General features: G+C 73.6%; 12 protein-coding genes. 3 read left to right on the forward strand and 9 right to left on the reverse strand.

What is annotated here, in order from left to right:
• Positions 1 to 147 precede the first annotated feature (147 nt).
• Positions 148 to 1,098: a non-homologous end-joining DNA ligase gene (ligD, locus tag AB0M30_RS40550; RefSeq protein WP_364595791.1), complete on the reverse strand. Its 951-nt coding sequence runs from the start codon at positions 1,096 to 1,098 to the stop codon at positions 148 to 150.
• Positions 1,099 to 1,138: 40 nt separating this feature from the next.
• Between ligD and AB0M30_RS40555 the strand changes: the two genes are divergently transcribed.
• Positions 1,139 to 1,975: a PHP domain-containing protein gene (locus tag AB0M30_RS40555; RefSeq protein WP_364595794.1), complete on the forward strand. Its 837-nt coding sequence runs from the start codon at positions 1,139 to 1,141 to the stop codon at positions 1,973 to 1,975.
• Between the two features lie 121 nt (positions 1,976 to 2,096).
• Here the strand turns inward: AB0M30_RS40555 and AB0M30_RS40560 are convergent, their stop codons facing one another.
• The 7 genes from AB0M30_RS40560 to AB0M30_RS40590 all read right to left on the reverse strand — a co-directional run bounded on the left by AB0M30_RS40560 (position 2,097) and on the right by AB0M30_RS40590 (position 18,787).
• Entirely contained in the window at positions 2,097 to 4,127 is a 2,031-nt protein-coding gene (locus AB0M30_RS40560) for an MDR family MFS transporter (protein ID WP_364595797.1), read from the reverse strand.
• 80 nt (positions 4,128 to 4,207) lie between these two features.
• Entirely contained in the window at positions 4,208 to 5,044 is an 837-nt protein-coding gene (locus AB0M30_RS40565; RefSeq protein ID WP_364595800.1) for an SDR family oxidoreductase, read from the reverse strand.
• 343 nt (positions 5,045 to 5,387) lie between these two features.
• Positions 5,388 to 6,557, reverse strand: a complete 1,170-nt coding sequence (locus AB0M30_RS40570; protein ID WP_364595803.1) for a nucleotide disphospho-sugar-binding domain-containing protein — start codon at positions 6,555 to 6,557, stop codon at positions 5,388 to 5,390.
• Positions 6,557 to 7,363 carry an alpha/beta fold hydrolase gene (locus AB0M30_RS40575; protein ID WP_364595806.1) on the reverse strand — a complete coding sequence of 269 codons (807 nt, stop codon included), beginning with the start codon at positions 7,361 to 7,363 and terminating at the stop codon, positions 6,557 to 6,559. The genes AB0M30_RS40570 and AB0M30_RS40575 overlap by 1 nt, the downstream gene beginning before the upstream one ends.
• Positions 7,360 to 7,665: a phosphopantetheine-binding protein gene (locus AB0M30_RS40580; protein WP_364595809.1), complete on the reverse strand. Its 306-nt coding sequence runs from the start codon at positions 7,663 to 7,665 to the stop codon at positions 7,360 to 7,362. The genes AB0M30_RS40575 and AB0M30_RS40580 overlap by 4 nt, the downstream gene beginning before the upstream one ends.
• On the reverse strand, positions 7,662 to 11,948 hold the full coding sequence (locus tag AB0M30_RS40585) for a beta-ketoacyl synthase N-terminal-like domain-containing protein (protein WP_364595812.1): 4,287 nt from the start codon (positions 11,946 to 11,948) through the stop codon (positions 7,662 to 7,664). Before AB0M30_RS40585 ends, AB0M30_RS40580 begins: the two co-directional genes overlap by 4 nt.
• Positions 11,945 to 18,787 (reverse strand): SDR family NAD(P)-dependent oxidoreductase, encoded by a 6,843-nt coding sequence (locus AB0M30_RS40590; protein WP_364595815.1) that lies wholly within the window; start codon positions 18,785 to 18,787, stop codon positions 11,945 to 11,947. Before AB0M30_RS40590 ends, AB0M30_RS40585 begins: the two co-directional genes overlap by 4 nt.
• A 745-nt stretch (positions 18,788 to 19,532) precedes the next feature.
• On the opposite strand from AB0M30_RS40590, the gene AB0M30_RS40595 reads away from it, so the two are divergent.
• Together AB0M30_RS40595 and AB0M30_RS40600 are read left to right on the forward strand one after the other, a co-directional pair.
• Positions 19,533 to 20,642, forward strand: coding sequence for a pyridoxal-phosphate dependent enzyme (locus tag AB0M30_RS40595; protein WP_364595818.1), 1,110 nt, complete (start codon positions 19,533 to 19,535; stop codon positions 20,640 to 20,642).
• On the forward strand, positions 20,639 to 21,256 hold the full coding sequence (locus AB0M30_RS40600) for a PAS domain-containing protein (RefSeq protein WP_364595821.1): 618 nt from the start codon (positions 20,639 to 20,641) through the stop codon (positions 21,254 to 21,256). The genes AB0M30_RS40595 and AB0M30_RS40600 overlap by 4 nt, the downstream gene beginning before the upstream one ends.
• A 2-nt stretch (positions 21,257 to 21,258) precedes the next feature.
• Here the strand turns inward: AB0M30_RS40600 and AB0M30_RS40605 are convergent, their stop codons facing one another.
• Positions 21,259 to 22,164: a glutaminase gene (locus tag AB0M30_RS40605; protein ID WP_364595824.1), complete on the reverse strand. Its 906-nt coding sequence runs from the start codon at positions 22,162 to 22,164 to the stop codon at positions 21,259 to 21,261.
• Between the last annotated feature and the right edge of the window lie 28 nt (positions 22,165 to 22,192).

Here is a 22,192-nt window from a genome sequence, read left to right on the forward strand (position 1 = left end):
TCCCAGCCGAAGCTGTCCACATCACCCTTCTACCATCCACAGGCCGTTCCCTAACGCCGGTCTCTGACATACCCTCGGTATGTTCCCTCAGTGTGTCACAATCGGGCTTCGGGGTTGCGAACAGCAGAGAAGGGCCGCGAAACCACGTCACCCAGGTTCAGGAGGCTCCTCAACCCCATCCCGCTCAGCCCACTCCAGCAGCGGCTCAAGCGAGAACACCGCGTCATCGATCCCGGCATGAAGATCCCCCACCTCGGCAAACCGCCCCGGAACCGTGGCAATGGTGAAATCCCCCGGCTCGACATCATCGATCTCCGTCCACCGGATCGGCGTCGACACCGTGCCCTCAGGATTCCCACGAACCGAATACGCACTGGCGATCGTGTGATCACGAGCGTTCTGGTTGTAGTCGACGAAGAGCAACCGCGGATCCCGATCCTTCCGCCACCAAGTCGTGGTGACATCGTCCGGAGCCCGCCGTTCAACCTCGTGAGCAAAAGCCAGCGCAGCCCGGCGCACATCAGCAAAGCCCCAACGCGGTTCAATCCGGACATAAATATGCAGCCCACGGCCCCCGGAAGTCTTCGGCCACCCGACAGCACCAAGCTCGTCGAGAATCTCGTGGGCCACATGCGCAACCCGGCGAACCCGGTCATAGCCGCAGTCAGGCATCGGGTCGAGATCGATCCGCCACTCATCAGGCTTCTCGGTGTCCGCCCGGCGGGAATTCCACGGATGGAACTCCACAGTGGACATCTGCACCGCCCAGGCGACATGCGCGAGCTCGGTGACACACAGTTCGTCCGCATGCCGGTTGTAGCGCGGAAACGTCACTCGGACGGTTTCCAGCCACGGCGGCGCGCCGTTCGGCACGCGCTTCTGGTGCACCTTCTCCCCCGCCACGCCGGACGGGAAGCGGTGCAGCATGCAGGGGCGTTCGCGCAGGGCGTTGACGATGCCGTCGCCCACCGAGAGGTAGTAGTTGACCAGGTCGAGCTTCGTCTCGCCGCGGGCCGGGAAGTAGACCCGGTCCGGGTTCGAGATCCGCACGGTGTGCGGGCCGACCTCCAGCTCCACCGCCGCCGACTTCTGCGCCATGCCTCAGAAGGTAGCCCAAAACCCGGGCTACGGTGGGCTGGTGAGCCTGCCGACGGACGGTCACGTCCACACCGAATGGTCCTGGGACACGGTCACCGGCTCGATGATCGGCTCGTGCGAGCGGGCGCTCGAGCTGGGGCTGCCGTCGGTGGCGTTCACCGAACACGCGGACCTGACGCCGTGGCTGATGCCGGAACCGATCCGGCCGTTGCTGCCGGATCACTTCCGGGTGCGGCTGCGCCCGGACGGCGTCCTTGAGCCACCGGAGCTGGACGTCGAGGGGTACTTGGCGTGCGTCGAGGAGTGCCGCTCACGGTTTCCGGGGCTGCGGATCCTGTCCGGAGTGGAGCTCAGCGAGCCGCACTGGCACCGCCCGCAGGCCGACGCGCTCTTGGCGGCCCACGACTTCGACCGCGTCCTCGGCTCGGTGCATTCCCTTCCGGACGGTGAGCACCACCGCGAGCTGACGGTCGTGTCGGCCCGGCCGCCGGGCGGGCTGCTGCGGGCCTACCTCGGCGAGGTGCTGGGCCTGGTCGAGTCGACGGCGGACTTCGCGGTGCTCGCCCACATCGACTACGCGCTGCGGTCGTGGCCGGGCGAAGGCCCGCCGTTCGTGGCGGCGGACTTCGAGGAGGAGTTCCGGACGGTGCTGCGGTCCCTGAAGGCGAGCGGCCGCGCGCTGGAGGTGAACACGAAGGTGCCGCTGCCGGGCGAGGTGGTCCGGTGGTGGTTCGAGGTGGGCGGCGAGGCGGTGGCGTTCGGCAGCGACGCCCACGAGCCAGGACTGGTCGGCCACGGCTTCACGGAGGCGGCGGCCCTGGTCGAGTCGTGCGGCTTCCGGCCAGGCCGCACTCCGCACGACTTCTGGCGCCGCTAATCGGGCCCACACTCTGGCCCCCAAGCGCCCCAATGTGGCCTTGGGTGCGCTCAACGCACCGAAGGCCACATTGGGGCGCTGGCACCGGGGCCCGCAGGCAAGCCGGCCGGGGCGGCGAGCGTCAGGCCAGGGCGTGGCGGCCGGAGGTGCGCGACTCGGCGCTCTGGTCCATCAGCCGGGCCGCGACCCGGCCGATGGCCGCGTCCAGTTCCGCTCGGTCGTTCGTTCCCCAGTCGCCGAGGCGGTCGGCCAGCCAGTCGTGCCAGGCCTGGACCACCTTTCCGAACTCCTCGCGGCCCGCGGACGTCAGTTCCCAGCCGTCGCGGGTGTACCGCAGGTGGCCGGTCAGCTCCAGGCGGTTGAACGCCGGCTCCAGCACCGGCGCCGGCACGCCGAAGTCGTCGCCGATCGCCCGCAGCGTGGCCGGGGAACCACGGCGTTCCCGCAGGTGGACCTGCAGCAGGCACCAGATCCCGCCCTCGTCGAGGTCTCCGCCGGCCCGCTCGACGATCGCGGGGGCCACCTTCCGGCGCTCGCGGAAGAACAGCGTGGCCACCGCGCGTTCCAGCTCGCGATCGTCGGTGCGAGCCTCCGGCATCGCGAAGCCGTCACCGAGGTCGGGGGCGGCCGCGCGGGCCGTGTCGCGCAGCGGGATCTCCTTGAGGAAGAACGCCAGCGCGAACGCCACCAGGCCGACCGGGGCCGCCGCGAGGAACACGACGTGCAGGGAGTCGCTGTACGCCTGGATCACCGGGGCCGACACCGGCTCCGGCAGCGCGTGCAACGCCGTGGGCACCTGCAGCGCCCGCGGGTCGACCCCCGGCGGCACCGGGAGCGCGGCCAGTTTGGGGGTCAGCTGGTTGGCGTACACCGTGCCGAAGATCGCCGCGCCGAACGAGCTGCCGATCGAACGCAGGAACGTCACGCCCGAGGTCGCGACGCCGAGGTCGGCGTAGTCGACGGTGTTCTGCACCGCGATGGTCAGCACCTGCATGCCGAGCCCGATGCCGAGCCCCAGCACGGCCATGTACGCCGAGGCCTCCCAGAACCCGGTGCCGGTGTCCAGCCGGGACAGCAGATACAACCCGATCGTCATGCCGGCGGCCCCGACCAGCGGGAAGATCTTGTACCGCCCGGTGCGGCTCACCGCGTTGCCCGCGGCGATCGACGCCACGAGCAGCGCCAGCACCATCGGGAGCAGCCGGACCCCGGACGTCGTCGCGGACGTGCCCTGGACGTACTGCATATACGTCGGCAGATAGGACAGCGCGCCGAGCATCGCGAAGCCCACGACGAAACTCATGATGCCGCCGACGGTGAACACCGGGTTGCGGAACAGCCGCATCGGCAGCATCGGCTCCTGCGCCCGCAGCTCCACGAAGACGAACGCCGCGAGCAGCACCACCGAGCCGAGCGCCATCCCGATGATCACCGGCGAACCCCACGCGTACTGCGTGCCGCCCCAGCTGGTGACCAGGGTCAGGCCGGTCGCGGCCAGGCCGATGAGCAGGATGCCGAGGTAGTCGATCACCGGCTTGACCGCGGCGCGGGCGTTCGGCATCGCCGAGGACGCCACCGCCAGCACCACGACGACCAGCGGGATGTTGACGTAGAACGCCCACCGCCACGAGAGGTGGTCGACGAAGAACCCGCCGAGCATCGGGCCCGCGACGGTGACCACGCCGAACACCGAGCCGAGCACGCCCTGGTACTTGCCGCGCTCGCGCAGCGGGACGACGTCGGCGATGAGCGCGGTCGAGGTGACCATCAGCCCGCCGCCGCCCAGGCCCTGCACCGCGCGCCAGACGATCAGCCAGATCATGCTGTCGGCGAACCCGGCGCAGAACGAGCCGATGCCGAACACGACCACCGACAGCTGGAACATCAGCTTGCGGCCGAAGAGGTCGCCGAGCTTGCCGACGACCACGGTCATGATCGTCTCGGCCAGCAGGTAGGAGGTGACCACCCAGGACAGGTGCCCGGCGCCGCCGAGGTCGCCGACGATGGTGGGCAGCGCCGTGCCGACGATGGTCTGGTCCAGCGCCGCCAGCAGCATCCCGAGCAGCACGGCGCCGAACACCGCGTTGACCCGGCCGCGGCTCAGGGCGGGCGGCGCCACGGCGCCGGGGGTGACCTCCGCGGTGGCCGTCATCTCCGCCCTCCTCGCTCGGCCTCCAAGCTAGTGCGCGAGGTCCACTGTGGATAGCCACCCGTTCCGGTGGTCCGCGCCGCTCAAAGGGTCCAGCGGTCCCGCGGCGGCGATTCGAGGACGAGCTCGCCGGCGACGGCCGCGGCGATCTCCTCCACCGTCCAGTGCTCCCGGTGCAGGACCGGCCGGATGATGGCCGGCTGCCGGACGGCGTGCAGGTGCCCGTCGGCGAGCCGCAGCACCTGCCCGGTGACACCGGCCGAGAGGTCGCTGAGCAGGTAGGTCACCAGCGGTGCCACCCGTTCGGGTGGCGGCGCGTCCCGGTTCCCGTTCGGGTCGGCGGCCATCAGCCGGGTCCACGCGATCGGGCTGACGGCGTTGACCCGCACGCCGTGCTTCGCCAGATCCCCGGCCCACGAGTAGGTCATCGACGCCACCGCGCCCTTCGACGCCGAGTACGCGGCGGCCCGGCGCTGCCCGATCATCGACCCCGACGTCACGTTGACGATGACCCCGCGGCCCCGGGCGCACATGACCTTCGCGGCCGCGGTGCCACAGTGGAGCGGACCGAGCACGTTGGTCTCGACCAGTGCGCGGGCCCGCTCGGCGTCGTCGTCCTCCCACGGCGGCGCGTGGTAGCCGACCGCCGCGTTGTTGACGAGCCCGTCCAGCGTCCCGAACTGCGTGCAGCACCGGCTGATCAGCGACCGGGCGTAGGCCGCATCGGCCACCGACCCGACGCTCGCCACGGCGGTCCCGCCGTCCGCGGTGATCGCCGCCACCGTCTCGTGGGCCGGTTCCGCGTCGACGTCGTTGACGACGACCGCGGCTCCGTTCTCGGCCGCGTGCCGGGCGAACGCCCGGCCCAGCCCGCGTCCGGCACCGGTGATCACGACGGCCCGCCCGTCCAGGAAACCCATGGCGTCCAGTGTGACCCGCGACCGGCCCAGGTGCGCGGCCGGGCCAGCGGAAACGGCTGCGCGCGACGGGAAAGCGAGTGCACCGGCGTTCTGCGCGTACGCCTGCACGGGCAGCCCCGGGTTCAGGTTCGCAGGTGAGCCAAGCTCTCCAGCGCCAGCTGTTCCAGGTAACCCGCGGCCGCCGGGCTTCCACCCGCCGCGTGGAACGAAGCCGCCACCGTCTCGGCCGCGCGCCGGTGCGAACGCCCGCCCAGCCCACGTCCGGCACCGGTGATCAAGCCTGCGCGCGACGGAAACCGGGTGCACCGGCGTTCTGCCGTACACCTGCACGGGCAGCCCGGGTTCAGGTTCGCAGGTGCGCCAAGCTCTCCAACGCCAGCTGCTCCAGCTGCCCCGCGGCCGCCGGGCTTCCACCCGCCGCGTGGAACGAAGCCGCCACCGTCTCGGCCGCGCGCCGGTATGCCGGTTCCGTCAGGATCTCCTCGACCGCCGCCGCGATGCGGGGTGCGTCCGCGCGGCCGAACCGCAGGCGGATCCCCGCGCCCGCCGCGACCACCTGGGCCGCGACGATCGGCTGGTCGTCCCGGATCGGGGCCACCACCAGCGGCAGGCCGTGCCACAGCGTTTCGCAGACCGTGTTGTGGCCCGCGTGGCACAGCACCGCGTCGACCCGCGCCAGCAGCGGCAGCTGCGGGACGTGCGGCCGCACCAGGACGTTCGGCGGGACCTCGCCGAGCACGCCGCCCGGGTCGGCGATCACCGCGCGCGCGGGCGAGCCGGCGAAGGCCTCGGCCGTCGCGGCCAGGAATCCGGCGCCCACGGCGGTGTTCGCCGTGCCGAGGGAGACCAGCACCGTCGGGCGGAGCGGGTCGAGCCACTCCCACGGGAAGTCCGTCGTGGACGGCCGCGCGCCGAGGGCGGGCCCGACGAGCCGGACCGACGGCGGCAGGTCGGCCGGGCCGAGCAGTTCGCGGGTGGTGAAGGCGAGGACGCCGTGGGGTGAGAACCGCGGGTCCGCCGTACCCCGGCCGCCGGCGATCCGCGCGCGCAGCCCGTCGAGCAGCGAGCCGACCCACTCCCCGACCTTCGGCATCCCGGCCAGGGGGTCGACGAGCTCGGCCGAGGTCGTCGCCGACGTGACCCACGGCAGGCCGGCGGCTTCGGCGAGCAGGCCGCCGGCCAGCGCCTGCTGGTCGGCCACCACGACGTGCGGCTCGAAGGCCTCGAGCGCCGCGGCCACGCCGGGGGCCATCGCGTCGGCCAGGGGAACGAGGAAGTCCTGCCAGAGGAAGCGCAGCGCCGCCGGGCCTTTCAGCTCGGCCGGGCGCACGGGCAGGTCCCGCGGCACGGGGCACGAGAACACGAGTGCTTCGGGGCCAGCCAGCTGCCACAGCAGTTCGTCGTGGCCCGCCCAGGCGACCTCGTGGCCGCGCGCGGTGAGCTCGGCCGCCACGCCGACCGCCGGGTTGACGTGCCCGACCAGGGGCGGGACGACGAAGAGGAACCGGGCCACTACCGCACCCGCGTCCGCGTGCGCGCGGTGTCACGGACCCACCCGAAGATCAGCTCGGTGACCTCGGCGGTCCGCTCGACCAGCACCGAGTGCCCCTGGTCGGGCAGCACGACGCAGCGGCACCGCTCCAGGTGCGTCTCGAAGTGCGGCACCTGCGCCGACAGCCCGGAGTCACCGCCGAAGATGGCGAACACCGGGCAGCGCACCGCCGACAGGTCCGCCGCGATCGTCGCGCTGCGCGGGATGTCCTCCGCGATCGTGGTGGTCTGCAGGATCTTGTTGGCGGCCTTGGACAGCCGGGCGGTGTGCGCGCCGTGGTTGTCGGCGATCCAGCCGATCACCTCGTCGATCGCCAGCCGGGTCTTGGCGTCGGCGAGCCCGTCGGCCATGTGCCGGGTCCATTCTTCGGTCGGGGGTTCGCCCTCGAGCACGACGACGCTCGCCACCCGGTCGGGCCGCGCGGCGGCCAGCCCGAACGCCACCGAAGCGCCGAAGGAGTTGCCGACGACGTGCACCGGCCGGGTGATGGCACACGCGTCGAGGACCGCGACGAGGTCGTCGACGAACCGCTCGAGGTGGTAGCCGGACGCCGGGCGCGTCGTGCGGCCGTGCCCGCGCAGGTCGTACATCAGCACGTCGAGCCCGCGCGCGGCGAAGTCCGGGCCGAGGGTGAAGTAGTAGCTGGCCAGGCTGTCGGTGAGCAGGCCGTGGACGCAGACCACGATCGGCGCGTCGCCGTCCAGCGGCTCGTCCGGGGTGAGCCGCTGGACGTGCACGTCCAGCTCGCCCGCGCGGATCCGGCTCACGCCGTCGCCCGCAGGGAGGCGACGATGTACCGCACGAGCTCGCCGACCGTCAGCGCGATGATCTCGTCCAGGTCGCGCTCGGCGATGAAGGTCGCGAAGTTGACGCGGTCGCCGTAGTGCTCGCGCAGCTGCCCGGACAGCGCCACGAGGTCGACGCTCTCCAGTTCGAGGTCGTCGTGGAACGTCGTGTCCATGGTGATCTCGGTGTCGTCGAGGCCGTACTCCTCGAGCAGCTCCCGCAGCATTTCGGCGAGCTGGGCGAGCACGGTCACCTCGTTCGCGGCCGTGGTCTCGATGCTCATCCGGCACTCTCCTTCGTCTCTTCGGTCCAGGCGACGACGTAGCGGCGCGGCGGCGCACCAGGGGGGTTCTCGATGTCGGCGCAGCACACGCGGTACTCGCCGCCCGCGACTCGGACGGTCAGTTCTTCCGGGGTCGCCGCGACGACCTCGAAGTCCCGGGGTTCGCCGCGCAGGCCGGTGCCGCGCAGCTTCGCCACGGCCTCCTTCGCCGTCCAGAACCGGGCGAACCACTGCTCCGGGTCGCCGGGCAGGCTCGCGAACAGCGCCAGCTCGCCCGCGCCGAGCGCGGCCTCCACAGTGGACTCCGCGCGCGGCACGACCGCTTCGACGTCGATGCCGCAGCGCCCGTGGCGGGCGATCGCCACGCCGGCTTCCGCGCGGTGCGCCACGGAAATCGTCACCGGCGGCAGCTCCCGGCCGTAGGCGCCGGTCGCGAACGGCCGGCCCGCCTCGTCGTTGCCGATGCGCAGCTCGGCGGGGAACATCTCGGGTTCGCCGCGGGCCCAGAGGAACTGGCGGACCGCGTCCTTGGCCGCGATCCGGCCGAGCAGCCACTGCCGCCGCCCGCGCGGAGGATGGTGTTCGTAGGCGTCGCGTTCGGGGCCGGCGAGGTAGTTGCGCATGATCAGCTCGCGGGTCGCCAGGTCGGGCCACTGCTCGTGCACCAGCGCCCAGCCACCCGGCTGCTCGTGCGACAGCGTCGAGCGTTCGGGCGTGCGGTCGGCCTGGCGGATGTGCGGGGTGCTGTCGAACCGCCGGTCGCGCCAGCCGGTGAACTCGGCCCAGACTTCGCCGCGGTGGACGAGCTGCATGTCCGCTTCGAGGAACTCGTCCGTCAGCCCGGTGATCCGGACCAGGCACTCCAGGCGGTCCCCGGGGGCCGGGTGCGGGCCGTGGAACCGGATTTCGCGCATGGCGACCGGGAAGACGGTGGTCCGCTCGGGCAGCCGGGACATGATCCAGTAGCCGAGCACCTGGCCGACGTTGTCGAGCAGCGCGCCGGGCGCGGCCGGCGTCGTCAGCACGGCACGGACGTGCCGTTCGCCGACGGCGGTCAGCTCGGTGACGCCCCGGAACCGCGGGCCGTGGAACATCCAGCGCTCGTCGTAGAGCTGCGCCGCGGTGGTCTCGGGGACCTGCTCGGCCGACGCCGGGAACCGCCACGGCGCCGGCGCAGCGGGCGGGTGTTCCGGCGCGAGTTCCACGACGGCCTGCGAGTAGCCGGCGATGGCCGCGTGCACCCGGTCGGTGCCCTGCGGCCGGACGCGCACCGGCACGGTGACCGCCGGGACCGCGGTGATCCACTGGCTGAGCCGGACGTCGTGCACGGCGACCGCCTGGCGGCCGGGCGCGGCCCGCTCGGCGAACCGCATCAGGTGGTCGATCACCGTGGTGGCCGGGACGACCGGCCAGCGGTCGCCCGGGTCGGCCTGCGGCGGCTGTTTGAAGAAGCAGTGGTCGAGCAGGTACGGCATCGCCTCGAGCGACACCGTGAGCGTGGTGTCCAGCTCTTGCGGGGCCGGGAGGCGGCGGGCCGGTCCGGCGAGCACGGTGGACGCCAGTTCGGCGGTGTCGGCCAGCAGCGCGGCGAACTCCGCGGCGAGCGGGCCCTTCGCCGCCAGGTCGTCCACAGTGGACCGACGGGTGGCCGGCAGCGCGATCCGCGCGCGGACCTGCTCGTCGAGGGAGATCAGGCGGCCGCCGAGGTCGAGCTTGACCGCCTTCGGCGTCACCGCGCGCTCGCCCGGCAGGCGGGCGAGGTCGGGGTCGAGGCCGTCGGCCCACAGGGCGGTCGCGACCCGGCGCAGCTGCGCCAGGCCGGGGCGCTGCGCCGAGTGCGCCGCCACGACGAGGTGCTCCTCACCGTGCAGGGTGTCACCGACCAGGGAGCCGAGCTGCCCGGCGCCGACCTGGACGAACGCGCGGAACCCGGCGGCGTGCATCGCCTGCACGAGCGGGCGGAACCGCACCGGCCGCAGCAGGTGCCGCACGAACAGTTCCCGGACCTCGGCCTCGGCCGCCGGGTATTCGGAGACCGTGGTCGCGGACCAGAGCGGCAGGGACGGCGGGTGCAGCGTGAAGCGCTCGGCCGCTTCGCGGATCGGCCCCAGGTAGGGCCGCAGCATCGGGGTGTGGAAGCCGGACCGGAACGGCAGCACCTGCGCCACGACGCCCGCGTCCCGGAACCGTCGCACGAGCGCGCCGACCGCCGCTTCCGGGCCGCAGATCATGGCCTGGTTCGGGGAGTTGTCGTGGGAGAGGACGACGTCCGCGCGCCCGGCCAGCTCCTCGAGCACGCGTGGCGCGGGCGCGCCGATCGCGGCGAAGGCGAGCCCGGGGACGACGAGCGCGTCCGGGTCGAACCCGGCGAGGAAGGCGTCGACCTCTTCTTCGGCGTGGACACCGGCCACGGCCATCGCCGTCCACTCGCCCAGGCTGTGCCCGGCGACGGCGTCCGGCGTGACGCCGATCCGGCCGAGCGCCGCGTGCAGCAGCCGGCCCAGTTCGAACACCGCGGCACCCTGCCGGCCGACGTCGCCGACCTCGACGTCCGCGTGCTTCCAGGGCAGGCCGAAGTGGCGGGCGACATCGCCGCAGTTGAGCGTGAGTTCCGATTCCAGGCCGGGGAAGAGGAACGCGATCTTGCCGCCGCCCGGGCCGAGCAGGGGGCGGTCGGCGAACCACACGTCGTTGCGGCCGCGCCAGGGCCGTCCCCGCGTCAAGACCTTCCGAGCCAGGGCGAGCCGCTTCTCCGTCGGGTCGACGACGCCGAGCCGGACCGGCCCGTCGCCGGTTTCCGGCCGGCCGGGCCGGTCGAACGCCTCGCGCAGCGCGTCGAGCGTGGGTGCGGCGAGCCGCAGCACCCGTTCGGGCTCGCGCACCACGACCGGCGTCGCGCGGCCCGGCGCCTGTTCCAGGACGACGTGGGCGTTGATCCCGCCGAAGCCGAACGCGTTGACCCCCGCCCGGCGCACCGGCGCGTCCCACGGCTCGGCGGCGGCCAACGTGGAGAACCGGGTGGCGGCCAGCGCCGGGTGCGGGTCGTCGCAGTGCAGGGTGGGCAGCAGGACGCCGTGGTGGACCGCCAAGGCGGCCTTGACGAGCCCGGCGATCCCGGCCGCGGGCATCGTGTGGCCGATCATCGACTTGACCGAGCCCAGCACGGCGGAGCCGGCGCTGCCGAACACCTCCGCGAGGGTGGTGAGTTCCGCCGCGTCACCGGCCGGGGTCGCGGTGCCGTGGGCCTCGAGCAGGCCGATCGAGTCCGGCGCGGCCGGGTCGAGGCCCGCCGCGGCCCACGCCTGCCGGACGGCCCGGACCTGGCCGCCGGAGTCGGGGCTGGCCAGGCTCGCGGTCCGCCCGTCGGAGGCGACGCCGGTGCCGGTGATCACAGCGTAGACGCGGTCGCCGTCGCGCTGGGCGTCGGCGAGGCGCTTCAGGACGACGATGCCGGTGCCTTCGCCGATCAGCACGCCGTCGGCGTCGCGGTGGAACGGCCGGATCCGCTCGGACGGCGACAGCGCGCCGAGCTGGGTGAACACGCTCCAGAAGGTGATGTCGTGGCAGTGGTGCACGCCCCCGGCGAGGACGACGTCGCACCGGCCGGTGGCCAGTTCCCGCACGGCGTGGTCGACGGCGATCAGCGAGGACGCGCACGCGGCGTCCACCGTGTACGCCGGACCGCGCAGGTCGAGCCGGTTGGCCAGCCGCGACGCGGCCAGGTTCGGCACCAGCCCGATCGCCGACTCGGGCGCCTCCGGGCCCAGCTGGTCGGTGAAGGCCTGCCGGACGGCGTCGAGCCGGTCCGGGTCCAGGTCCGGCAGCAGCTCGCCGAGGGTCCGGACGAGCTGCGTCGCGGTGCGGACGCGCTGGTCGAGCCGGACCAGCCCGGGGGTCAGGTAGCCGCCGCGGCCGAGCACGACCCCGACCTTCGCGCGGTCGGCGGGCAGGCGGTCGGGGCCACCCGCGTCCGCGACCGCTTGTGCCGCGACGCGCAGCGCGATCAGCTGGTCGGGCTCGGTGGCGGGCACGGAGTTCGGCATGATCCCGAAGCCGGTGACGTCCACTTCGGCCAGTTCGTCGACGAACCCGCCGCGCCGGCAGTAGAGCCGGTCGGCCCGGCGCTGCTCGTCCGGCGCGTAGTGCGCGAGGTCCCACTTCCCGGGCGGCACCTCGGTGATCGCGTCGACGCCGCCGGCCAGGTTGCGCCAGTAGCTCGCCAGGTCGGGAGCGCCCGGGAGCAGCACCGACATCCCGACGATCGCCACGCGCACGTCCGTCACCACCCGGACGCGGTGTGGACGACGGCGCCGGTGCCGGCGCGGCCCCACGCCAGCTCGCGCAGCAGGCCGAGGGTGCCCTCCTCCGGATCGATCAGCGCGATGCCGCGGCGGGCGTAGTCGCGCATCAGCTCGGGCGTCACCATGCCGTCGTGCTCGCCGGTCGGCGCCCACGGTCCCCAGTGGACGGTCACCGCGCGCCCGGCGGGCCACCGGTGGCCCAGCGCCTCGAGAGCGTCGTTGGCGGCGGCGTAGTCGGACTGGCCGCGGTTGCCGAGGGCGGCGGCGATGCTGCCGAACAGGACCACGAACGCCGGCTCGTCGGGCAGGTCGGCGGTCGCCTCCAGGAGGGTGCGGGCGCCGTCGACCTTGGTGCCGTACACGCGCTCGAACGACTCCGGCGTCTTCTCGGCGACGAGCTTGTCCTCGATCACGCCGGCCGCGTAGACGATGCCGTCGAGGCGGCCGTGCTCGGCGTGGATCTCCTTGACCGCGCGGTGCACGGCTTCGGCGTCGAGCATGTCGACCGACTGGTAGCGCACCGGGCTGCCGAGGGCTTCGAGCTTGGCCAGGGTCCGGCGGACTTCGCGTTCGCCCCGGATCCGGCGGACCGTCCGTTCGATTTCGGCGGGGCGCTTCAGCCCGGCGGCGATGAGCGCGGCGCGGAGGTCCTCGGTGGTCTTGGCCTGGGGGTGTTCGTCTTCCGCCGCCGGGACCGGCGTCCGTCCGAGGAGTTCGATCCGGCAGCGGGCGGTCGCGGCGAGGGTCGCGGCGAACCGGGCGGTGATGCCCTTGGCGCCCCCGACGAGCAGGACGACCGAGTCGCGGTCCAGCCCGATCGCGGCGGCTTCGGCGGCGCCGTCGCCCGCCGGGCCCGCGCCGCTGCTGCCGAGCGGGCCGAGGTCCTGTTCGTTCATCCGGAAGCCTCTGCGGTGCGGGCCTTCGCGGACGACGACCGGTTCGCGGTCTGTTGTGGACAGTTCTTCGACCAGCGCGGCCGCCTGGACCTCGGGCGTTTCGGCCGGGGACAGCTCGACCACGCGGGTGAGGGTGTCCGGGTATTCGCGGGCGAGGCTGCGGTGGAAGCCGCGCAGGCCTTCGCCGGGCCCGGCGGTGAGCAGCCAGGCGGGCTTCGTCGCGAGAGCGGCCTGGTACTGCGGGAAGGCGGCGGGCAGCACCGGTCCGTCGCCCGGCAGGTGGAGGATCCCGTCGAACCCGGCACGGACCTCGTCGGCGATCTCGGCGGACGCGCCGAGCCCGGTGAGGTGCGCCCGGACGGCCTCGGCGAGCGGGCCGCGGCCCAGAAGCAGGAACTTCCGCCCGGTGACATCGGGGGCTGCGGCGGCGACGAGGTCGGTTTCCGCCATCACCAGGCGTTTCGGCGCCACGATGAGCGGCGCGGGCTCGGCCGGCTCCGAGGTGGCCTTCGGTTCGCTCAACGCACCCAAGGTGGCCTTCGGCTCGGCCGACGCACCCAAAGTGGCCTTCGGGCGGTCGCCGTCGATGAGCTCCGCGATCGCCGCGGCGGTCCGGGCCTTGGCCAGCTCCTCGACGTCGCCTCCGGTGTCGAGGTTCAGGCGGGTGGCCAGTTCCCCGGCGATCTCGGCCCGCTTGATCGAGTCGACGCTCAGGTCGGCTTCCAGATCGAGGTCCGGCTCGATCATCTCCACCGGATAGCCGGTCCGCTCCCCGATCACCGCGACCACCGTCTCCAGCACCGAAGCCGCTTCCGGCTCCGCAGGGGGACGTTCATCGCCGATCAGCCCGGCGATCGCCGCGGCCGTGCGGGCTTTCGCGAACTCCTCCACGTCTCCACCGGCGAGCCCCAAGCGGGACGCCAGCTCGCCCGCGATCTCCGCCCGCTTGATCGAATCCACGCTCAGGTCGGCTTCCAGATCGAGGTCCGGTTCGATCATCTCCACCGGATACCCCGTCCGCTCCCCGATCACCTCGACCACCGTCTCCAGCACCGAGCGCCCCAATGTGGCCTTCGGTGCGCTCAACGCACCCAATGTGGCCTTCGGTGCGTCCAACGCAACCAAGGCCACATTGGGGCGCTTGATGAGCGGTGAGGGGGCTTCGGTGCCGAGGAAGCCCAGGAGCACGTCACGCTGGGCGGCGATCATCTCGCGGCTCGTGCGCAGGAAGTCGGCGACCATCGCCTCCGACGTGGCCGCCTGCGGGGCCGCGGCCGCCACCCCGAACGAGACCCGTTCCGCCGGGCGGAGGGCGCCGGCCGGGATCGTGCCGTCCGCCGTGCGGACCAGGTGGCCGTCGACCGTCCACCCCGGACGCTTCGGGCGGGGCGCGGTGAAGGCGTCGACCGCGTCGCGGCCGCGGAACAGCCAGCTCGTCTCGAGGGTCACCCCGGACACCGCCAGCCGCGCCAGCGCGCCGAGCAAGCCCGGCAGGCCGCGGCGGCCCGGCTGTTCGAACCCGACCGTCCGGTGCGGCCGGTCGCCGAGGATGGCGGCGACCTGCTTCGCCAGCACGGCCCCGGGCCCGGCCTCGACGAACACCCGCGCCCCGGCCGCGTACATCGCCTCGACCTGCTCGACGAACCGGACCGGCGCGCCCAGCTGGGCGGCCAGCTCGCCGCGGATCGCGTCCGGGTCCGCCGGGTAGGGCGCGGCCGTCCGGTTGCCGTACACCGGAACGGCGGGCCGCACGACGCCGATCGCCTCCAGCGCCCGGCCGAACGCCTCCCCCGCCGGCGCCACCAGCGAGCTGTGGAACGCGCACGCGACCTGGATCCGCTTCGCGCCGAGCCCGGCGGCGCGCAGGTGCCCGACGGCGGTCTCGACGTCGGCGGTGGGCCCGGAGATCACGGTCTGCTTGGGCGAGTTGTGGTTGGCCAGGACGACGGCGCCGAGTCCCGCGTCGGCGAGGACCTTCGCGGTTTCCGCGGCGCCCGCCGACACCGCGGCCATCGCGCCCGGGTCGTCCGCCGGTACCGCGTCGAGGATCGCGCCGGCCCGGGCGTGGCTGGCGTGGAGCAGGGCTTCCGGGGTCAGCGCACCGGCCGCGGCCAGCGCCGTCAGCTCGCCGTAGCTGTGCCCGCCCAGCATCGCGGGCCGCACGCCGGCGCGGGTCAGCAGCCGGAACGCCGCCAGCCCGGCCATCCCGAGCGCGGGCTGGGCGACGCGCGTGTCGGTGACCCGCTCGACGAAGTCCCGCCGCGCCGTCTCCCCGAACACCGCCGGGCCGAAGACGACCTCGGCCGTCGGCGGGTCCAGGCGCAGGTACCGCTGCAGCTCGGGGAAGGTGACGAACAGCTCGGCGAACATGCCCGGCTGCTGGCTGCCCTGCCCGGGGAACAGCACCGCGACCTCGCCCGCCACCGCGTCGTCGGCGCGGAACACACCGCGTGCGTCGTGCCCGGCCAGCGCCTGCCGCAGCAGTTCGGTCAGCTCGTCCACAGTGGACGCGACGACGGCGAGCCGCGCCGGGCGTCCCTGCGCCCGCTGGGCCGCCGCCAGCGCCAAATCCCGCAGCCGCCACGGCGAAGCGGCTTCCGAAGCCATGGCGAGCAGCTCCCGCGCCGCCGACTCCGTCGTGAAGGTGAACAGCTCGGCGGGCCACTCGTCCGCGGCCTGCGCGGGCGGCACGCCGTCGTGCGCGCCCAGCACCACGTGGAAGTTGGTGCCGCCGAAGCCGAACGCGCTCACCCCGGCGAGCCGCTCGGCCGGTGGTGCGGTCCACGGCTGCGCGGCCGACTGGAACACGAACGGGCTGGTTTCGGCATCCCACGCCGGGTTCGGTGCCGAAAGGTGCAGCGTCGGCGGTTTGACGCCGGTGTGCACGGCCAGCGCGGCCTTGATCAGCCCGGCCAGGCCCGCGGCGCACTTGGTGTGCCCGATCTGCGACTTCACCGAGCCGATCGTGCACGCGCCCGGCGCGGCGCCGGCCTCGGTGAACACCTTCGTCAGCGTGCCGAGCTCGGTCCGGTCGCCGACGACGGTGCCGGTGCCGTGCGCCTCGACGAGCCCGACGCGCGCGGGCGAGACGCCGGCGTTGCGGTAGGCGCGGGTCAGCGCGGTGTGCTGGCCCTCGGGCCGGGGCGCGGTCAGGCCGAGCGCGCGGCCGTCGGAAGCCGCGCCGACGCCCTTGATCACGGCGTACACCCGGTCGCCGTCGCGTTCGGCGTCGGCGAGGCGCTTGAGGGCGATGCACGCGACGCCTTCGCCGAGCGCGATGCCGTCGGCCGCGCTGTCGAACGTCGCCGATCGCCCGGTCGGCGAGAGCGCGTGCGCCGAAGCGAACAGGAGGTAGTCGTTGATGCCGTTGTGCAGGTCGGCGCCGCCGCAGAGGACGAGGTCGCTGGTGCCCGCGGTCAGTTCCTTGCAGGCGACGTCGACCGCGGTCAGCGAGGAGGCGCACGCGGCGTCGACGGTGTAGTTGGCCCCGCCCAGGTCGAGCCGGTTGGCGATCCGCCCGGCGATCACGTTGGCGAGCACGCCCGGGAAGGAGTCCTCGGTGATCCGCGGCAGCCGTTCGTCCAGTTCGGCCGGCAGTTCGCCCATGTAGGACGGCAGCACCGAGCGAAGCGTCATCGCGTTCGACAGGTCGCTGCCGGCTTCGGCGCCGAAGACGACCGACGTCCGGGCCCGGTCGAACGCGCGGCCGGCGTAGCCCGCGTCGGCCAGCGCGCGGTGCGCGGCCTCCAGGGCCAGCAGCTGCACGGGCTCGATGCTGGCCAGTGACGACGGCGGGATGCCGTACTTCAGCGGGTCGAAGCCGATTTCCGGGAGGAACCCGCCCCAGCGCGACGGCGTCCGCTCGCCTTGGCCTTCGGGGTCGTAGTACAGGGCGGTGTCCCAGCGCTGCGGGGGCACCTCGGTGACCGCGTCGGCGCCGGCCAGGACGTTCGCCCAGAACGCGGCCAGGTCGGGAGCCTGCGGGAACATGCAGGCCATGCCGACGATCGCGATCTCGAGCGGCTCGGGCGCGGGCGGCTCGGCCTCGGTGACACCGAATTCGGCGGCCCGCGCGCGCAGGAACGCGTTCGCGCCTTCGCCCACCGAGTGGTGCAGCTCGGCGATCGTGGTGACGGCCGAGCGCAGCACGGCGACCTCGCCCGCCATGAACATGCCTTCGGCCAGCTGGCGGTCTTCGGCGACGTCCCGCAGCTCGGCACCGACGCGCTCGATGCCCTTGCTCGCCAGGCGGAGCCGGCCGACGTTGAGCGTTTCCAGGTGTTCCCAGGCGTCGCGGCTCGGCACGCCGCGTCCGGCGAGGTCCGCCTTGATCGCGGCGTACTCCTCGGTGAACGGGCTGCGCACGCAGCGGGTGGCGTGGCCCGGCGCGGTTTCGAGGAGGTCGGTCTGCTCGGCTTCGAGGAGCCGGCGCTGGAACAGCGGGAGCACGGCGCCCGCGTCGACGGCCTCGCGGGTGAAGAGGTAGGCGGTGCCCATCAGCACCCCGATCGCCGCCCCGCGCGCGGCCACCGGGGCGGCGAGGGCGGCCACCATCGCGGCCGAGCGTTCGTCGTGGATGCCGCCGGCGAACAGCAGCCGCAGGTCCGCGGCCGCGCCCGGGGTGGCCGCGAGGAAGTCGGCGAGCACGCCGAGCTGGGCCTCCCACAACGGGAAGCTGGTCCGCGGGCCGACGTGGCCGCCGCACTCGGAGCCTTCGAAGACGAACTTGCGCGCGCCCGCCTCGAGGAACTGCTTCAGCAGTCCCGGCGACGGCACGTGGAGGAAGGTGGCGATGCCGGCGTCTTCGAGGGCCGCGGCCTGGGCCGGACGGCCGCCGGCGATGATCGCGTGCGTGGGCCGCAGTTCGCGGATGACCGCCAGCTGCGCGGCCTTGACGTCGTCGGCGGCGAAGCCGAGGACACCGACGCCCCACGGCGCGCCGCCCACGGCCGCGCGGGTCCGTTCCAGCACGTCGCGGGTCTGCTCCGGGCCGGACAGGGCCAGCGCGATGAACGGCAGCGCGCCGCCCGCGGCGACCTCGGCCGCGAAGGCGGGCTGGTCGCTGACCCGGGTCATCGGGCCCTGGGCGACCGGCAGCGCCGTGCCGAGTGCGCGGCTGCCCGCGCTGCCGGGGCCGAGCACCGCGTCCGGCAGGCGCAGGGCCGCGCCGATCGCGTCGGCCAGGCCGCGCACCGCCGCGGTCACCGTGCCCCAGCGGTCCCGGAACCGGGTGGCGAGGAAGACGTCCTGGCCCGCTTCGAGGGGCTCGGTCCCCCGCCGGGCCAGCACGCGGACGCCGTCGGTGACGGTCGTTTCCGAGCCGTCGAGACCGGTGACGGCGGTGGTCAGGGCCGACGGCAGTTCGGCTTCCGGCAGCAGGGCGAGCTGGGTGTCGACGACGACGCCGGCCGCGCCACCCGCGACGGCGGCCGCGGCGGTGTGCGGCCCGATGCCGCCCGCCGCCCACACCGGGACGCCGATGCCGTCGTCGGCGAGCAGGGCCTGCAGCAGCACGAAAGTGCTCAGTTCGCCGATCCGGCCGCCGCATTCGTGCCCGCGGGCGATCAGGCCGCCGGCTCCGGCGGCGACGGCCCGCACGGCCGCCGCGCGCGAGGTGACCTCGGCCAGCACCCGCCGGCCCGGGAAGTCCCGCGGCGTGCCCACGGCGTCTTCGGTCAGCAGCACGGTGGTCACGGCATCGGGCAGGTCCACCGGCCGCGCCAGCCGGACCCCGAACGCCGGGACACCCCATTCCCCCAGCAGCGCGAGCTCGTCCGCGGCCGCGGCGGGCCGGGCCGTCAGGTCGAGCACGCCGAGCCCGCCCCCGCGGGCCGCGGCGGCGACCCCGCGCGCCGACGGCCATCGCAGCGGCGACACGGCGACGACCAGCCCGGCCGGCACGGAGTCGTCTTTCGAGAGACGCATGGGAACTCCCGCTACGCACGAAAGGGTGAAGGGTAACGGGGAGTACTTAAGCGGGTTCCTTCCAAGCCGTCAACAACCCACCGCGATTTCATAGCCGAGGTTCAGAAAATTCGGGATCGACCAGGCCCGCGGCGCAAGAATTTAACGTCGCCGTCACGTTCCCCCCACCCCGGCCGAGCTGCGCGGACCGGTTCCGCGGCGTGGTCCGCCCGGCTTCCGCGGCCGGACGGCACAAGCCATGCCGCCGGGTGGAGGCGGTGCGGTTGCCCGATCCGGACCACGCCGACCGGAGGGTCTCCGGGACACCGCAACCCCGCATGCTTATCCCGCCGGTAAAGCAGGCGTGCGGAAACGTTCGGTTCACGGATTCGACAACGTCGCTCGCCGCCGGTGACGAGCGCCCATTCGTCCCCCTTTTCCGGAGCCACGAAATAATGCGCGGAAGAATGCGCAGCCGAGCCCGCCCCCGCCCACGACGTCCATTGTGGATTGGTCGCGAGACGGGATTCTCGGTGCTCACAAGACCACGAACGGGGACACCGGCGGGCGGCCACGCCCGACCGGGTCCGACCGGCGGTATTCGGGCGGCCACCAGCGGTACGCCGCCGGGCACGCGTGATCGAAATTTTCCACCACCGCGTTACAAGCTTTTCCTGAGAAGAAGCTGAAGACATTTCGCATACTCGGGAGTAGCTCTAGACAGTACGTCTAGACTTGGACTATCCGTCCAGAGGAGGAGGTAGCGGTGGCGTACTGGTACACCGACGAGCGGTCGGGGGCGCGGTACCCCGGTGACCCGCTGCGCTGGCGTGGCGACGACGGCGCCCCGCTCACCGTCGCCGCCCGGCCCGGCCTGCGCCCGGAGGACGTCGACACCGGTGTCCGCTCACTCTGGCGCTACCGGGCCGCGCTGCCCGGCGACCTCCGCCCGGTGTCGCTCGGAGAAGGCTGCACCCCGCTCGTCCCCCGGGAGTGGGACGGCGCCGAGGTCCGGTTCAAGCTGGAGTGGTTCAGCCCGACCGGCAGCTTCAAGGACCGCGGCACCAGCGTCATGGTCTCCGCGCTGGCCGGTGCCGGGGTGCGCGAGCTGCTGGAGGACAGCTCCGGCAACGGCGGCTCGTCGGTGGCGGCCTACAGCGCCGCGGCCGGGATCGCGGCCACCGTCCTGGCTCCGGCGGGGACGTCGCCGGCGAAGGTGCTGCAGACCCGCGCGTACGGCGCGGCCGTCGAGCTGGTGCCGGGCACCCGCGACGACACGGCCGCCGAAGCCGTCCGCCGCTCGGACCGCACCACCTACGCCAGCCACAACTGGCACCCGTTCTTCCTGCAGGGCACCAAGACCCTCGCCTACGAGCTGTGGGAGGACCTCGGCTTCCGCGCGCCGGACGCCATCGTCACGGTGGCCGGCGCGGGCAGCATCGTGCTGGGCTGCGACCTCGGGTTCGGGGAGCTGCTGGCCGCGGGGTCCATCGCGCGGCGCCCGCGCCTGCTCGTCGCGCAGCCGCGGAACTGCTCCCCCGTCGACGCGGTCTTCCATGACCGGGAGCCACCGGAGTTCGCCCCGACCGTCGCCGAGGGGACGGCGATCCGCCGTCCGGTCCGGCTGCCCGAAGTCGTCGCGGCGATCCGGCGCTCGGGCGGCGACACCGCGGCGATCCCCGAAGACGCCATCGCCGCGGCGGCCCGCCGCCTGGCTTCCCTCGGCCTCTACGCGGAGCCGACCAGCGCGACGGCCGCGGCGGCGATCGGCGTCTTCCGCGCGCGGGGTGCCATCCGGCCCGGCGAGACCACGGTGGTCGTGCTCACCGGTTCCGGCCTCAAGGCGGCGGACAAGCTGCGGGAGCTGATCGGATGACCGAGGACGAGCTGCTGCTGCGCGAGGCCGAGAAGATCGCCCACGCCGTCGGCCGGATGTTCCCCGGCCTGTGCGAGGTGGTGCTGCACGACCTGCGCGACCCGGCCCACGCGGTGCGCGCGATCGAAGGCGGCCTGTCCGGCCGCGCGGTGGGCGACCCGGCCACCGAGCTGGGCCTGGCCCGCATCGCCGACCCGGAGTTCCCGGACGTGCTGCAGAACTACCCCAACCGCTTCCCGGACGGCAGGCCCGCGAAGAGCACGTCGATCGGCATCCGCAATGCGGGCGGCGAGTACGTCGCGGCCCTGTGCCTCAACCTCGACGTCTCCCTCCTCGGCTCGGCCGCCCACGCCCTGACCCGCTTGGCCGCCACCGACGAGCCCGCCCCGCTCGCCGAATCCCTGCGCGCCCGGACGGTGGACGAGCTGCGCGCCCTGGTCGAGGACTACGCCACCGCGCGCGGCCACACCCCGCGCAGCCTGCCCGCGAGCGCGAAGAAGGACTTGGTGCGGTCGCTGAAGGAACGGGGGTTCCTGGAGCTGAAGAACGCGGTGGCGGCGCTGACCGACCTGCTCGGGATCTCGCGGGCCAGCGTCTACAACTACCTGCGCTGACGCTAGAAGATCGACCAGCCGGTCAGCGTCGTGAACCGGTCCAGGGCGGCGACGCCGGCGACGGAGTTGCCGCGTGCGTCCAGCCCCGGGCTCCACACGCAGACCGCGCACCGGCCCGGGACGATCGCGAGGACGCCGCCGCCCACGCCGCTCTTGCCCGGCAGGCCGACGCGGTAGGCGAACTCGCCGGCCGCGTCGTACGTGCCGCAGGTCAGCATCACCGCGTTGATCCGCTTCGCCGCGCTCAGCTCGAGCAACCGCGAGCCGTCGTTGCGGACGCCGTGGCGGGCCAGGAACAACGCCGACCGGGCGACGTCGGCGCAGCTCATCGCGATCGAACACTGGCGGACGTACTGGTCCAGCACCGACGGCACCGGGTGGCGCATGTTGCCGTAGGAGGCCATGAAATACGCGAGGGCGCGGTTGCGGTCGGCGTGTCCGGCCTCCGACGCCGCGACCTCGGGGTCCACGGCGATCTCCGCCCGGCCGCTCTCCTGCCGGAGGAAGGCGAGCAGCGCGTCCACCGCGTCACCCTGGCGGGCGAGTTCGTCGGTCACCACCAGCGCGCCCGCATTGATGAACGGGTTGCGCGGAATTCCGTCCTCGTGTTCGAGCTGCACCAGAGAATTGAACGGATCCCCCGACGGTTCGCGGCCCACCCGCGCCCACACGCCGTCGCCGCGGGAAAGCGTCAGCGCGAGGGTGAACACTTTGGACATGCTCTGCACGGAGAACGGGTGCTCCCAGTCGCCGACGCCGTGCACCGCACCGTCCACTTCGGCCACCGCCATGCCGAACCGCCTCGGATCCACCCTGGCCAGCGCGGGAATGTAGTCCGCGACGGCGCCGCGGCCGACCTCGGGCGCGACATCGTCGGCTATCCGGTCCAGCAGCGCCGCGAGATCCACGGCCGTAGCGTAGAAGGCACGCCCGGCC

Origin of the sequence: Amycolatopsis sp. NPDC051716 (assembly GCF_040681595.1) — a bacterium.
Lineage (GTDB): Bacteria > Actinomycetota > Actinomycetes > Mycobacteriales > Pseudonocardiaceae > Amycolatopsis.

Coding starts and splice junctions, on each gene's coding strand:
- AB0M30_RS40565 (WP_364595800.1), bottom strand. CDS start 5,044: ATGGGTTTCCTGGACGGGCGGGCCGTCGTGATCACCGGTGCCGGACGC.
- AB0M30_RS40600 (WP_364595821.1), top strand. CDS start 20,639: ATGACCGAGGACGAGCTGCTGCTGCGCGAGGCCGAGAAGATCGCCCAC.
- AB0M30_RS40580 (WP_364595809.1), bottom strand. CDS start 7,665: ATGAGCATCGAGACCACGGCCGCGAACGAGGTGACCGTGCTCGCCCAG.
- ligD (WP_364595791.1), bottom strand. CDS start 1,098: ATGGCGCAGAAGTCGGCGGCGGTGGAGCTGGAGGTCGGCCCGCACACC.
- AB0M30_RS40560 (WP_364595797.1), bottom strand. CDS start 4,127: ATGACGGCCACCGCGGAGGTCACCCCCGGCGCCGTGGCGCCGCCCGCC.
- AB0M30_RS40590 (WP_364595815.1), bottom strand. CDS start 18,787: ATGCGTCTCTCGAAAGACGACTCCGTGCCGGCCGGGCTGGTCGTCGCC.